At 41.9% G+C, this 14,577-nt stretch carries 10 protein-coding genes; 3 read left to right on the top strand and 7 right to left on the bottom strand.

Going from position 1 to position 14,577, the window contains the following annotated elements; translation table 11 throughout:
- Positions 1–8: 8 nt before the first annotated feature.
- The 4 genes from ahpC to L6C30_RS09030 all read right to left on the bottom strand — a co-directional run bounded on the left by ahpC (position 9) and on the right by L6C30_RS09030 (position 4,071).
- Positions 9–572, bottom strand: coding sequence for an alkyl hydroperoxide reductase subunit C (gene ahpC / locus L6C30_RS09045; RefSeq protein ID WP_236162913.1), 564 nt, complete (start codon positions 570–572; stop codon positions 9–11).
- A 231-nt stretch (positions 573–803) separates the two neighbouring features.
- A complete protein-coding gene (gene ssb, locus L6C30_RS09040) occupies positions 804–1,355 on the bottom strand; it encodes a single-stranded DNA-binding protein (protein ID WP_004970192.1) in 552 nt (183 codons plus the stop codon).
- Between the two features lie 51 nt (positions 1,356–1,406).
- Complete coding sequence (locus tag L6C30_RS09035) at positions 1,407–2,771, bottom strand: MFS transporter (protein ID WP_236162914.1); 1,365 nt, start codon at positions 2,769–2,771, stop codon at positions 1,407–1,409.
- A gap of 214 nt (positions 2,772–2,985) precedes the next feature.
- Positions 2,986–4,071 carry a DUF475 domain-containing protein gene (locus L6C30_RS09030; protein ID WP_004970195.1) on the bottom strand — a complete coding sequence of 362 codons (1,086 nt, stop codon included), beginning with the start codon at positions 4,069–4,071 and terminating at the stop codon, positions 2,986–2,988.
- 303 nt (positions 4,072–4,374) lie between these two features.
- Here L6C30_RS09030 and tenA point away from each other — a divergent pair, with 303 nt between their 5' ends.
- Positions 4,375–5,049: a thiaminase II gene (gene tenA / locus L6C30_RS09025; RefSeq protein ID WP_070155037.1), complete on the top strand. Its 675-nt coding sequence runs from the start codon at positions 4,375–4,377 to the stop codon at positions 5,047–5,049.
- A 142-nt stretch (positions 5,050–5,191) separates the two neighbouring features.
- Positions 5,192–8,026 (top strand): excinuclease ABC subunit UvrA, encoded by a 2,835-nt coding sequence (uvrA, locus tag L6C30_RS09020; protein WP_019837152.1) that lies wholly within the window; start codon positions 5,192–5,194, stop codon positions 8,024–8,026.
- A gap of 122 nt (positions 8,027–8,148) precedes the next feature.
- On the opposite strand, the gene L6C30_RS09015 is transcribed toward uvrA, so the two are convergent.
- A complete protein-coding gene (locus tag L6C30_RS09015; protein WP_236162915.1) occupies positions 8,149–9,852 on the bottom strand; it encodes a GGDEF domain-containing protein in 1,704 nt (567 codons plus the stop codon).
- A gap of 1,102 nt (positions 9,853–10,954) precedes the next feature.
- On the opposite strand from L6C30_RS09015, the gene omp33-36 reads away from it, so the two are divergent.
- A complete protein-coding gene (omp33-36, locus tag L6C30_RS09010; protein ID WP_074964465.1) occupies positions 10,955–11,872 on the top strand; it encodes a porin Omp33-36 in 918 nt (305 codons plus the stop codon).
- A gap of 91 nt (positions 11,873–11,963) precedes the next feature.
- Here omp33-36 and L6C30_RS09005 read toward each other — a convergent pair whose 3' ends face one another.
- Together L6C30_RS09005 and L6C30_RS09000 are read right to left on the bottom strand one after the other, a co-directional pair.
- Positions 11,964–12,662 (bottom strand): ion channel, encoded by a 699-nt coding sequence (locus tag L6C30_RS09005; RefSeq protein WP_019837148.1) that lies wholly within the window; start codon positions 12,660–12,662, stop codon positions 11,964–11,966.
- Positions 12,663–12,866: 204 nt separating this feature from the next.
- Entirely contained in the window at positions 12,867–14,576 is a 1,710-nt protein-coding gene (locus L6C30_RS09000) for a cation acetate symporter (RefSeq protein ID WP_019837147.1), read from the bottom strand.
- Position 14,577 lies beyond the last annotated feature (1 nt).

Here is a 14,577-nt window from a genome sequence, read left to right as displayed (position 1 = left end):
TGATTCGATTAGATTTTACCGACCAAATCAATAGATGGTGCTAGGGTTGCATCGCCTTCTTTCCACTTGGCAGGGCAAACTTCGCCAGGATGTGCATGCACATATTGCGCTGCTTTTACTTTACGCAACAGCTCTTGAGCATCACGACCAATACCGCCTGCATTAATTTCTACAATCTGGATTTTCCCTTCAGGGTCAATCACGAATGTACCACGATCTGCCAAACCTTCTGCTTCAATCAGCACTTCAAAGTTTTTAGCCAAGGTCCAAGTTGGGTCGCCAATCATTGGATATTGAATTTTTTTGATTTCTTCTGAAGTGTCGTGCCACGCTTTATGGGTAAAATGCGTGTCTGTAGAAACTGAGTAAATTTCCACACCCATTTTTTGGAATTCAGCATATTGATCGGCTAAATCTGCAAGTTCAGTTGGGCACACAAAAGTGAAATCTGCAGGGTAGAAAAACACCACTGACCATTTGCCAATAAAGTCTTGATCAGATACTTCAATAAATTGACCATTGTGGTAAGCGGTTGCGTTAAATGCTTTGACTTGGGTATTGATTAAACTCATGGATAATTCCTCATTTCATTTCAGGGATTGCTTATCTTGTGTAGTTAGAATACGAAAAACCAATGAATCGGTAAAACAGTGTTTTTTTATAAAAATAATCGGATTTATGAATTAATAATCCTATCATAGTTTGAAATTTAATCGAGAAAATAGATATTTGCTGTATATCTGCATAAAAAACCCTTTGTCGAAACAAAGGGTTTGGAGGATGATTTACCGTTTTAACTTAAGTTAGAACGGCAAATCATCATCTAAATCTGCTGGTGCAGTTGCAGGCGCAGCTTGTGGCTTCGGTGCAAAACCACTCGGGTTATTGTTGGCATAGCCGCCACCCTGATTTTGGTTAAAACCACCTTGATTTTGATTCGCATAACCTGTGGCTGGAGCTTGGTTATTGTTAAAACGTGGTTGAGCAAACCCACCATCTTGCTGGTCAGATTGTCCACGGTTCGAAGAATCGAGCATTTGCATTTGATCACCACGAATTTCAGTGGTGTAACGCTCTTGACCGTTTTGATCGGTCCACTGACGTGTACGCAATGAACCTTCAATATATACTTTAGAACCTTTGCGTAAATATTGCTGCGCAATCTCGCCTAAACGGTTATGTAAAACAATGCGATGCCACTCTGTTTGCTCTTTACGCTCACCTGTATTTTTGTCTGTCCAGACATCACTGGTTGCGATAGAAAATTGAGTGAGAGACCCCCCATTTGGGAAAGTTTTTGTTTCAGGATCACGACCTAAAGTACCCACTAAAATGACTTTATTTACACCACGCATTAGATGTTTTCTTCCTATTTGTTTCTATTATTTACTTTATAAGAGTTATGCTTAAATGGCTACCTCTTTCCCAAACAAGTGCGTTAATTGTTGTCGCGCAGCATCATCAATATGCTGTTTATCAACCTTTACATACGCCACTTGTTGGTCAGACATCACCACGACCTCTTCAATACCACGAATTGCCAATAACTGAGAAGTCCATTCATCTGTTTCTCTATTCTCAGGCAAGCGCAACACCAAAGACGAAAGATAGCGCGGCTGCGCCAATCCAAAACTAACAAGCAGCCAAATTATAGCAATCGCAGTCAAAATACTCCAACCCATTGCGGTGTGGTTGAGCATCAACAATTGCCCACCAATCATCCCACCAAAAAATGCTCCCAAAAACTGACTGCTCGCATTCACACCCATCGCGGTGGCTTTAGATTGAATTGGTGCAGCCTTTGACAACCACGAAGGTAATAACGCTTCCATAACGTTAAAAGCAATAAAGAATAAACCCAAACCCAATAAAAGGATGTACTTCGATTCAAACCCAAAAATCAGCACCAACAGACCTAAAATAATACCTGCAATTGCAGTCAGGAAAATGCCACGCATTTTGCGATATTTTTCTGCCAAAACAATGCTTGGAAATGCTACGAACAGACTGACCAACAACAATGGCAAATACACCCAACCATGATGCTGCAAAGGAATATCGGCAAATTGGATTAATTGCGAAGGCACATAAATAAACATGGCAGTAAGTAATAAATGTAGGGTAAATACCGATACATGCAGGCGGTTTAAATCGCCCATTTTCAGGACCTGCTTTAACTGAGTGATATAGCCTTGCTGAAAATTACGATGATGACGCGTGACTTTAGGCACCAATAACAGCATGAGAATTGCTGCTAGTCCCATTACTGTAGTCACCCAAAACAGCCCTGAAATACCAACTAGACCTGTCAGCCACGGTCCTAAACTAAAGGCCACCACAAAGGACATACCGATACTCATACCCATCACCGCCATGGCTTTCATGCGGTTTTCTTCACGGGTCACATCGGCTAATAATGCCATCACCACAGCAGATACCGCACCACCACCTGCAATGGCACGTCCAATAATCACGCCATAAATGGTGTCGGACATGGCTGCAATTGCACCGCCTAAAGCAAACAGCAATAAGCCCAAAACCACCAATGGCTTACGGCTATAACGGTCTGCAATCAAGCTAAATGGAATTTGCAAAATGGCTTGGGTAAGTCCATAAACACCAACGGCGAGACCAATGAGTGCAGGAGTTGCGTATTGATATGACTGCCCTACCACTGAAAATACAGGAATAATCATGAACAGACCCAACATGCGCAATGCAAAAATACTGCTTAAAGCAAAGGTCGAGCGGCGTTCTAAGGCATTCATCATATCAACCGACTAAAACTAAATAATTTTGAATTTGCAGATATCCTACAACATTCAGCTTAAGGATGCTGATTTTTCCAGATGTTTATTCCCCCAAGCTTTCGATTTCAATAAAAAGGGCGCAACGCTGTGCACCCCAATTTGCATTTTATACGGTCTTCGTCACTGTATTATTCTATGATTTCGCAACAATATAGTAACGGACATCAGCATAGCCTTAACCCGCTTTTGCCTGACGTTTTTTAAATTGAATAGACGCAATCACCGCCCAAACAATAAAGGCAACACCAATTAAACCTGTCACCACTTCTGGCACATGCAAGCCTGTACCGCTGGCAATCATAATAAAGGCCAACGCACCAATCGCATAGTGCGCACCGTGTTCAAGGTAAATATAAGCATCCAACGTGCCTTTTTCGACCAAATAAATCGTCATCGAACGCACGAAAATTGCACCAATCGCCAAGCCTAACATGATGATCACCACGTCAGAGGTGATTGCAAATGCACCAATGACACCATCAAAACTGAACGAGGCATCTAGCACTTCTAGATATAAAAATCCGCCAATACCTGCTTTCACCACGCCTGTCGGTACGCCATTTTCGTCATGACGCACAGCATTGCCCTGTTCATCGACCTCTGGTTCACCGCCCAGCATGTGACTCAGCACTTGTACGCCAATATAAATCACGATGCCCCAAATACCCGCCATCGTCACCACAAGGCGCTTATCTTCCACCACATTGGCCGCCATGATTAACAAAGTCACTAAGGCCAAAAATACCGACATGGCAGGCACGCTTGCCAGATTGCTCAAACGACGCTCAAACCATCTAAACCAGTGCGTGTCTTTTTCATCATCCAAGAAAAAGTTTAGGAAAACCATCAACAAGAATGCGCCACCAAAAGCAGCAATTTCAGGGTGATGTGCCATCAGTTTAGCCGAATATTGCTTCGGATCATTCAATGCCAGTTGCACCACTTCCATCATGCCCATATCGGCAGTGACCGCCACAATGACCACAGGGAAAATTAAACGCATACCAAAAACTGCAATGATAATCCCCACGGTTAAAAACAGCATTTTCCAGAAATGATCCCAACCGCGCAGCACTGACGCATTCACCACCGCGTTATCAAACGACAACGACACTTCCATAATCGCCAAAATTGCGGTAATGGTTAGTGCGGTAAGCATGGTTTGCACACCTGCTTCTGGGCCATGGGTATAGCCCCAGTATGCAGATAGCGCAAGACACACAATCGAAAATACGATTGAGAAACCAAAATGTTTCATCATGAGAAACGACCTATCACTATATTTTGATCTGAACTTTTCATCTGCCGAATCTGTACCATCAACGCAAAGTACAGTTTTGATTAAGCTTTAACAGATACAAAAATTCTGAAAGTTGAATTGCCCGAGTTTTAAATCGGATAAAAACTGAGAATGTAAAATTTTATGTTGCAATTATGACGCTTTTTTCTCAACTTCGGCAAAATTCTTCGTATGATTTTTGGTTTCCCGATCAGATACAGCGACAACCGTACTTTCCGTTCCCAAACTGCTATAGTGAAATGCAACGACATATAGGAATTTAGGATGCGCTTTTCTCAAGATGCTTGGCAACGTAACCTTGCCCTTTATCACAAGACGCTCGCGTTACCGTTTAATCAGGAATTGGCTCAAGGCACCTTGAGTAAAGCTGCCTTTGCGCATTATGTGATTCAAGATTCACATTACTTAATTGCCTACGGGCGCGCGCTGGCCGTCTGTGCAGCCAAAGCTTTTGATACAGATGATATTATTCAGTTCGCAGATGCCGCCAAAATTGCAATTGTGGTGGAACGTACCTTACATGACAGCTTTATGCAGGAGTTTGATATTTCCAAACAGGAATTTGAAAACACTCCGCTGACTCTTGCCTGCCATCATTACACCTCTTATTTAGTCGCAACCGCATGGTCAGAAAGCTATCCTGTGGTATTGGCATCACTACTGCCATGTTTCTGGATTTATGCCGAAGTTGGTAAAGATATCGTCAATAATTCTGCACCGAATAATCCGTATCAGGCATGGGTCGATACCTATTCAGGCGAGGAGTTCCACACTGCAGTCAATAATGTGATTCAAACCATTGACCGTGTTGCTGCGCGCTGTGATGCCGACACCCTTGAAAAAATGCACCACGCTTACACCAAAGCCGCAGAACTGGAATGGTTATTTTGGGATAGTGCCTACCATCAACGTCAGTGGCCAGGTTTAGATCAAGCTTAACTGCCGCCCTCACACACTGTATGGCGATCACTCCATACAGTGCGACAAGCCATGACCGATAAAGCATGAAAAATAACACTTGAACAATTTTCATGCGCTATCATATATAGGTTTTTCATTTGCAAAATATCGAGAAGTTTTTATGAGCCAAAGTCATATCCGTATTCGAGGTGCACGTACCCATAACCTAAAAAACGTGAACCTTGATATTCCACGCGATAAATTTGTGGTAATTACGGGTTTATCTGGTTCAGGAAAATCTTCACTGGCATTTGATACCCTCTATGCCGAAGGGCAACGTCGTTATGTCGAATCTCTTTCTGCCTACGCACGCCAGTTTTTATCGCAAATGGAAAAACCCGAAGTCGATTCAATTGAAGGTCTAAGCCCTGCAATTGCTATTGAACAAAAGTCGACCAGTCATAACCCGCGTTCAACCGTGGGGACCATTACCGAAATTTACGACTATTTGCGTTTACTGTATGCACGTGTTGGTACACCGTACTGCCCTGAACATGATTTACCGATGGTCGCGCAAACCGTTTCAGAAATGGTCGATGCTGTAAAAGCACTAGAAGAAGGCACTGCCTTAATGCTCCTCGCGCCAGTAATTCGTGAGCGTAAAGGCGAATATGTGCATCTGTTTGAGCAACTACAAAGTCAGGGTTTTGTACGCGCCCGAGTGGATGGCGAAGTCATGGACATTGACCCACCGCCTGAACTCGACAAAAAGAAAAAACATACCATTGAAGTGGTGGTAGACCGTTTTAAAGTCCGAGATGATTTGGGCAACCGTATTGCCGAAAGCTTTGAAACCGCACTGCGTTTGGGTGGGGATTTAGCCATTTTATCGTGGATGAATGCGGAACAACCTGATCGTATTTTTTCAGCCAAGCACTCTTGCCCACAGTGTGACCGTGCCGTAGCAGAACTTGAACCACGCCTGTTCTCATTTAACAATCCTTTTGGCGCTTGTCCAACGTGTGATGGTTTGGGGACACGTAGCCATTTCAGTGCGGAAAAACTCATTCCAAACCCTGAACTGTCGATTAGTCAGGGCGCTATTCGCGGCTGGGACAGACAGCGTCCGTATTATTACAGCATGCTAGAAAAAGTCGCGGCACATTATGAACTGTCACTCGACACGGCATGGAATCAGCTCGACAGCGCGACCCAAAAGAAATTTCTGTACGGCACTGGCAAAGACAAAATAGACCTGAGCTATACCGATGAACGTGGACGTCACCATAAACGTGTGATTGCGTTTGAAGGTGTGTTGCCACATTTAGAACGTCGGTACCGTGAAACCGAAAGTAATTATGTGCGTGATGATTTGGCGCAGTATTTATCTAATGCTGCCTGTGATGCCTGCGGTGGCTCACGCTTAAATGAAATTTCCCGTAACGTTCGCGTGAAAGACAAAACCATTGCCCAAATCACCCAAATGTCGATTGGCGATGCCGAAGACTACTATCAAGACTTAAATCTTGAAGGCGCCAAAGGTGAAGTCGCGGAAAAAATCTTTAAAGAAATTCGTGAACGCTTACATTTTCTAGTGTCGGTAGGTTTGAATTATTTGAGTCTGTCACGCTCTGCCGAAACTCTTTCGGGCGGTGAAGCACAGCGTATCCGCTTGGCATCTCAAATTGGTGCAGGGCTTATGGGCGTAATGTATGTGCTAGATGAACCTTCAATTGGCTTGCACCAACGTGACAATGACCGCCTGTTAGAAACCCTAATTCGCTTACGTGACTTGGGTAACACGGTGTTGGTGGTAGAACATGATGAAGATGCAATTCGAGCTGCCGACCATATTATTGATATTGGCCCAGGTGCAGGTGTGCATGGTGGACATATTATTGCCGAAGGTACCTATGCAGAACTGGCCGAACATGCAGACTCCCTAACAGGGCAGTATTTATCAGGCAAATTAAAAATTGAAGTGCCGAAAACGCGCACCCAACCGCCACATCCCGAACAACAAATTAAGCTAATGGGCGCAGCAGGACACAATCTAAAAAAAGTGGATCTCACTTTGCCTTTAGGCGTGATGACTTGTGTCACAGGCGTGTCGGGTTCAGGAAAATCCACCTTAATTAACCGCACTTTATTGCCTTTGGCTGCAACTCAATTAAATGGTGCCACCACCTTAAACGCAGAAAAATTCGACTCGATTGATGGTCTACAATATTTAGATAAAGTTGTGGATATTGACCAAAGCCCAATTGGGCGAACGCCACGCTCGAACCCTGCGACCTATACAGGCTTGTTCACTCCAATTCGTGAACTGTTTGCGCAAACCCCTGAAGCCAAAGCACGTGGGTATGCAGCAGGTCGCTTCTCCTTTAACGTCAAAGGGGGACGCTGCGAGGCGTGTGAGGGCGATGGTATGATTAAAGTTGCCATGCACTTCTTGCCAGATATGTATGTGCCTTGCGATGCCTGTCATGGTAAACGCTATAACCGTGAAACTTTGGAAGTCAGTTATAAAGGTCGCAATATTTCTGATGTGTTGGAAATGACCGTTGAAGATGCCATGCATTTTTTTGATGCCATTCCTGTGATTCATCGTCGTTTGGAAACCTTAAATCAGGTGGGCTTGGGTTATATTCGCCTTGGACAATCTGCCACGACGTTATCTGGTGGAGAAGCACAGCGCGTGAAACTTGCGCGTGAACTGGCCAAGCGAGATACAGGCAAAACCTTGTATGTACTGGATGAGCCGACCACTGGTTTGCATTTCCATGACATTGCCAAATTGCTCGATATCTTGCATGAGCTACGCAATAAGGGTAATACCATTGTGGTGATTGAACACAATCTAGATGTGATTAAAACTGCAGACTGGATTGTCGATTTAGGTCCTGAAGGCGGTGCAGGCGGTGGACAAATCATTGCCGAAGGCACACCTGAAACTGTCGCAAAATCTAAAGTTTCGCACACGGCAAAATTCTTAAAACCAATGCTGAAAGGCTAAAATAGATGATTGCAGTTTTTGGCTCATTCAAATTTGAACCCATATTCAGCGTAAGGTTGCGCTGAATCTTTCAAGCGAGGCTTTTTTCATTTCGGAAATACCAGAAAGCCTGTGATTGTGACTTAGTCACCAGCAACAGCATTGCGCCCAAGTGCTTTGGCTCTAAATAAATGTTTATCGGCCTTTTTGAACAAGCTACTCCATGATACAGCACCCACCGCCACGCCCGCACTGACTGATATTTGAATATAATCATTTAGTTCTGGAATAAAAAATTCCTGATTCACAATATGACAGCGCAATTTATCTGCCAAATGTAGCGCCTCAGTGAATTCTATTTGCTCAATCAAAACCAAAAACTCATCGCCACCATAACGCACCACCAAGTCTGAAGCACGGACATGCGCCTTGAGCGTATCGGCAATACATTTTATAGCTTGGTCACCCACCACATGCCCGTAGGTATCGTTAATATGCTTGAATTTATCCACATCCAAAATAATCAGACCAGTTTTGGTCAATTTTTCAGGTCGATGTTCCAAATATTTGATGTATTCTTCAAGTGCCAAACGGTTGGAAACACCCGTTAAAACATCGGTATTGGCAATATTACGCAGCTGAAATTCTAAAATATCACGTTGCTCTAGGCGTTGTTTTAGTTTTTGAATGGCCTCCAAAAGTGTTACTTTGTCTGGATTTTGCGTACCATGAGCTTCATGATCATAAGCTGCCAAGCGCAAAATTTGGTTGCGTGCCTGAATTAAAGGAATAAATACCTTCGAACGCGCATAGACCATGGTAAAAATAGCAGCCATCAAAGAAATTAATGCGACCACCAAAGTTAAAACAAGTTTTTGCTGCGCTTTGATATAATCTTTTTTAGCTAAGTTCAAACTATAATCTAACAAGTAATTTTGTAAGTCGACCACGGTGCTAAATTTATTCACCATAACTTCGGTCAATTGTGTGCCTGTCAAAGAATAAGCTTCATCCTGTAAGCTCTGCTCCATCAGCTGCTTTACGATTGGAATCCCATGATCTAAAAACTCAGTCTTTAAGCGATGATGTAAAGCTGTATATTCAGGCACTTTATGTGCTTCAGGCAAAATCGTATGCACCAAGTCCCATAAATGATAAGCTTGACGCTGGTTTTGTAAGGAGTTAGCTAAGTTTTCCGCGGGAATTTTTTCACCAAAAGTGATGGCAGCCATAATATTCGATGCGACTCGCCCAGCTTGATCACGCAATTCCGATAAAATAAAAATCACACTATAATAAGTTGATGCACTCGAATCTTTGCCCACAGAATCTAGCATCACATGCTTCAATACATACTGAGAACTATCCCAAGCAGCAAACATTTTCTGAATCGCATGATCCAATTGAGCTGAACTGCGAGAAGACTGAGGAGTTGCAGCATAAGCATCTACCGCATCACGTCCCTCTTTTAACGAAGATTTTAATTGAAGTGACAAATGCTGCGCATGCGGAATAAAACCCTTGCTTTTGAGTAGTTGAGTAGTTTCTTCGATTTGCTGATCAACATTAGCCCGATAGCGTTTTAATTCTTCAATATATTCTGCTCTTTTCTCGGGCGTACTCGACATGACTTGATTGGCTGGCGCACGCTCACGTGAAATATTATTGGTCAGCTCAGCTACATTACGCAAAACAGAAACTTCGATTAAAGCTCGCTCAGCTCTTTTATAACTTTGATAACTATTCACAATTGAAGGAACAGAAATAAAAAGTAATGACACGATAATAATGATCATCGAAATGCACAATCGCTGACTGATATGTTCTGAGCGCAACTTCATCATCATGCTAAGTTTCACCTACGTCATTATTACTGTGCAAAATCGTGAACTTGATCACCAAATCGGCGCCTATATTACATGAATACCCCTTAAAATACTTACCAAAAAGATAATTAATTCAGTTAGATTTTAGTTTAAACGGCAAATATGGCAGCTAAATTGGGCTAATATTTCAGACCTGTCTGACTCGATCAGCTCACTCAAGAAAACTTCCAAGCGCATACCCATGAGCCATTTGCTTAAAACGACAAATACAAAATAATGGTTCAACATGCAAAAAATATTTTACAGATGCAACATTTAGGTGCATAATGCACCTCATTAGGGCGAATTTAGTTTTTACTCAGCAGAAAACTAAATTTACCCGCATATTTGGCGCAAAATCCCAGTTTTTGAAAGAAAACTGGGATTTTTTTATGGGGTTTAATTTTTTACACAGATATATTGCACTGTATTGGTGCGGTAATAAAATGACACTGCTTTTTTAGTTGCAAAAAAAACCCAACCTTGGGGAAAGTTGGGCAGATAAAACGAAACATTTATGGAGAATTAGATCATACTACGAGATCAAGCAAGCTCAAGATTTGAAAGATAAATTACGAGATAAGTTACATAATTTTCAAACCTGACTTGAGTAGTAGGTCTTCATGCTGCAATTATGAAATAAATCACAGTTATTGTAAAGCTTAGCTAACTAGTCTGATTTATTTTTATACAAATATTAAAATTTAATGTGACTAAACTCACATTAATTCAAATATTCCACTCAAATTCAGTCTAAACAAGCCTTCTTTATTGCTTGTTTTTTACCCAAATATCATGATTTCACCCTAAAACAGGTGAATTTTTCCGTTATTCTTCACATTCCAAGAATTATTATTAAAGATAATTTCAATAAAACTGATCGATTAATCCAATTAATGCTTTGCTTATTATTTCTACTTTTGTTGCAAAAACGAACATATCGACTTGTTATCCATACAGTTTTTAGGTTGACAGCAAAAATTTTATTTGAATATTTTTTAAACAACAAAGTCAATTGGACTTAATTCTTAAATAAAGTCCTTTTAGTTCATTGACTTAATAATTTGTTACACTAAAATGATCAATGTTTCATCCATTTTTAACAAAACTGGTAACTATCATGAAAAAACTCGGTTTAGCCACTGCATTATTATTAGCCATGACCGGTGCTCAAGCGTACCAATTCGAAGTTCAAGGTCAATCTGAATACATCGACAATACAGTAAATGATAAGAATTTCACTGGCGCTGTTCAAGGTACTTACTACTTCAAAAATGTTGATGCGACTAAAGGTCCATTGGCTGAAGCTGCGTTCTTAAACCAAGCTTCTAACTTCTCTTTAGCATACAACTATGGTGAATACGATGTAGATGCTGTAGATGAAGATTTCGTATCTCATGTTTATGGTGCTAAAGCTGAAGCGTATGTACCAACTAAGCTTGTACCTGTTTATGCAAGTGCAGCATATAGCCATACAATTAATGACAGCAAAAATAACCTTAAATCTGATGACCAAGGTGACCGTTATGCTTTAGAACTTGGTGCAGTAGTAGCGCCTAACTTCTTGGTTGCTGTAGGTTATACAAGCGTTGCCGATCAATATTCTTTAGATGCTTTCAATATCCTTGCTAATGGTGTTGCTAAAGCAGCGCTTGAGTCAGACACAATCGATCAAGACCAAGACGCAATCACTGCACGTACAAAATATGTAGGCGCAATTGACGGCACCAATATGGCTGTTGGTTTTGAAGCAGGTCTTGTATATGGTGAAGATACTATGTACAACTTAAAAACTGATCTTTACTTAACACCAGCACTTAGCGTGGGTGCTTCTTATGCAGAAACAAGTGCTAATACTGATGTCGATTCTGCTTGGGGCGCGAACGTAAACTACTTCATCACTCCTGCAGTTGCTGTAGGTGCTAGCTATGTAAATGCGAATGCTGTTGGTGTAGCTCGTGACACTCAAACTGTTGGTGTAAACGCTAAATTCCGTTTCTAATTTCACATTAGATACTGAGGTTAAAAAAGACGCTCATCTGAGCGTCTTTTTTTATGCCTGAAATATTTCATGAAAAAATTGAACTGCTATTTCACTCAGATGAATCATCATGGTGATGATGCGGTAAGTGGCGAATGTATTGCAATGCGATTAAACGTGACACGATCAATGCCAAATACATCACGCCACAGAACATTTGCAACATGGCAATCACCCGTGCTTCTGGGCTGATCGGTATAAGATCAGATAAGCCTGTCGCAGACTGCAAACTAAAACTCAGAAACAGCAAGTCTAGCCAGCTTTGCATGCCTATAACATTTGGATTCTGAAAACTCTGTGGAATCAATATCTGGCAAATGCTATATAAAAAGGCAAATCCCCAAGCAATTAAAGTAAAGACTGCTGCCGCAGCAAACAACTCATCTTTGGTTAAATAGCGATCATGAAACATATAGCGCAATAAACCATAAGCAGCACTAAAATATGCAGCCGCTTCGCAGGCATGACTCAGTACCAATACCAGCGGATGCCGCACCCCCAATAAAATCAATACTGAAAAAAATAGTGCAGCATATACAAAACTTAGTCCCAGCACACTCAGCATAGGAGTCTGACGAATAACTTTAGCAATCAATAACAAGACCAGTACGCCGACCATCCATGTTATGACTTTATAGGGCATGTTGTGCTGTGAAAAGAGTGAAAGTAGCAAAATCACAAACTGCAAAAACAACAGCCATGCCGAAGGCAAGACCTGAAACCTTTTCCAGACATTGTCTAATATGTACATATATCTGCTGCCTATTCTTTTTATATTGCATCCAACATAGCAGCTTATTTAGTCATGTAATGCAATCACTCTGTATCAAAATTGCATATCTCAATAACCGTATCCATAAATACTCAAAATATTTATCGGCATGCTTACCCAAGCCAACAGGCAGACATAAAAAAAGTCCCATGACTGGGACTTTTTTTTGGGGTGTTTCAGACCTTAGTGGTCAGATGCACCTGAGATACCAATACCAGTTTGTGAGCGTACGAACTGTGCATCGAATGCTTTACGTTCAGCTTGTGCTTGCGCAGAGTTGTCAGTGATAGAGAACAACCAGCAGCAGAAGAATGAAAGTGGCATTGCAAAGATCGCAGGACCATTGAATGGATTGATTGGTGTGTCAGAAATTTGCAGCGTATCTACCCAAACTGCTTTAGACAATACAATCAAGGTGACTGCTGAAACTAAGCCTGCTACCCCACCAATCACTGCACCGCGAGTCGTTAAGCCTTTCCAGTACATAGACAATACAAGTACTGGGAAGTTTGCACATGCTGCTACAGAGAATGCTAAACCGACCATAAACGCAACGTTTTGTTTCTCGAAAAGAATACCCAAGATCATTGCGAAGATAGCTAAGCCTAAAGTTGCAATTTTAGACATGCGAAGTTCAGATTCAGGAGTCGTTTGACCTTTCTTGAATACGTTAGCATACAAGTCGTGAGAGATTGCTGAAGCACCAGACAATGTCAAACCAGCTACAACCGCAAGAATTGTTGCGAATGCTACCGCTGAAATGAAGCCCATGAACAAGTCACCGCCAACTGCGTCAGACAAGTGCACCGCAGCCATGTTGTTACCACCAACAAGTTCTAACTTGCCAGTCACTGCCATTTTCGCAACATCAAGGAATTGTGGGTTGTTTGATACATAAAGGATCGCACCAAAACCAATGATGAAGGTTAATAAGTAGAAGTAACCAATGAAACCTGTTGCTACAACTACTGATTTACGTGCTTCTTTCGCGTCTTTTACTGTGAAGAAACGCATCAAGATATGTGGTAAACCTGCAGTACCGAACATTAACGCAAGACCAAGTGAGATTGCATCAATTGGGTTAGACGCTAAATTACCAGGACCCATAATGTTTGCAGCATCTGCCAAGCTCAAGTCATGTACTTTAGAGAATACTTGGATCGATTGCTCGAACATGTTAGTGAAACTGAAGCCCACACCTTTCATTACCATGAAGGCCATGAAAGTTGCACCTGAAAGTAACATCACCGCTTTGATGATCTGTACCCAAGTTGTTGCCAACATACCACCGAACATTACGTAAGCCATCATGAGTAGACCCACGATTACTACCGCAAGGTTGTAGTTCAAACCAAAGAGTAGTTTGATTAACTGGCCCGCACCTACCATCTGTGCAATCAGATAGAACGCAACCACAACAAGTGAACTGAATGCTGCAAGGGTACGTACCGGCTTTTCAGCTAGACGGAACGATACCACGTCAGAAAGGTTATATTTACCTAAGTTACGTAAACGTTCAGCAATCAAGAACAATACAATTGGCCAGCCCACCATGAAGCCCAGTGAATATAGCAAGCCATCAAAGCCTGACATAAACACCATTGCGGAAATACCGAGGAACGATGCTGCTGACATATAGTCACCTGCAATCGCTAGACCATTTTGGAAACCAGAAATACCACCGCCTGCGGTATAGAAGTCCTTAGTGCTCGTAGTTTGCTTCGCTGCCCATTTAGTAATGAACAAAGTTGCGCCAACGAAAATCAAGAACATAATAATTGCTGGCCAGTTGGTTGGCTGCTGTTCTGCTGCACCTAAATCTGGTCCTGCAAATGCCATACCTGACATTAATACAGTAGACGCAGCCAGTGCTTTCAATGAATTCCATTTCATC

Source organism: Acinetobacter sp. KAM396, assembly GCF_021602765.1.
Classification (GTDB): domain Bacteria; phylum Pseudomonadota; class Gammaproteobacteria; order Pseudomonadales; family Moraxellaceae; genus Acinetobacter; species Acinetobacter towneri_A.
The sequence above is the reverse complement of the archived record's forward strand: the minus strand, read 5'-3'. Positions and strand labels throughout refer to the sequence as shown.

Bases quoted from the DNA above. Each gene is read 5' to 3' on its own strand.
- ahpC (WP_236162913.1), bottom strand. From the start codon at position 572: ATGAGTTTAATCAATACCCAAGTCAAAGCATTTAACGCAACCGCTTAC.
- ssb (WP_004970192.1), bottom strand. From the start codon at position 1,355: ATGCGTGGTGTAAATAAAGTCATTTTAGTGGGTACTTTAGGTCGTGAT.
- L6C30_RS09035 (WP_236162914.1), bottom strand. From the start codon at position 2,771: ATGATGAATGCCTTAGAACGCCGCTCGACCTTTGCTTTAAGCAGTATT.
- L6C30_RS09030 (WP_004970195.1), bottom strand. From the start codon at position 4,071: ATGATGAAACATTTTGGTTTCTCAATCGTATTTTCGATTGTGTGTCTT.
- tenA (WP_070155037.1), top strand. From the start codon at position 4,375: ATGCGCTTTTCTCAAGATGCTTGGCAACGTAACCTTGCCCTTTATCAC.
- uvrA (WP_019837152.1), top strand. From the start codon at position 5,192: ATGAGCCAAAGTCATATCCGTATTCGAGGTGCACGTACCCATAACCTA.
- L6C30_RS09015 (WP_236162915.1), bottom strand. From the start codon at position 9,852: ATGATGATGAAGTTGCGCTCAGAACATATCAGTCAGCGATTGTGCATT.
- omp33-36 (WP_074964465.1), top strand. From the start codon at position 10,955: ATGTTTCATCCATTTTTAACAAAACTGGTAACTATCATGAAAAAACTC.
- L6C30_RS09005 (WP_019837148.1), bottom strand. From the start codon at position 12,662: ATGTACATATTAGACAATGTCTGGAAAAGGTTTCAGGTCTTGCCTTCG.
- L6C30_RS09000 (WP_019837147.1), bottom strand. From the start codon at position 14,576: ATGAAATGGAATTCATTGAAAGCACTGGCTGCGTCTACTGTATTAATG.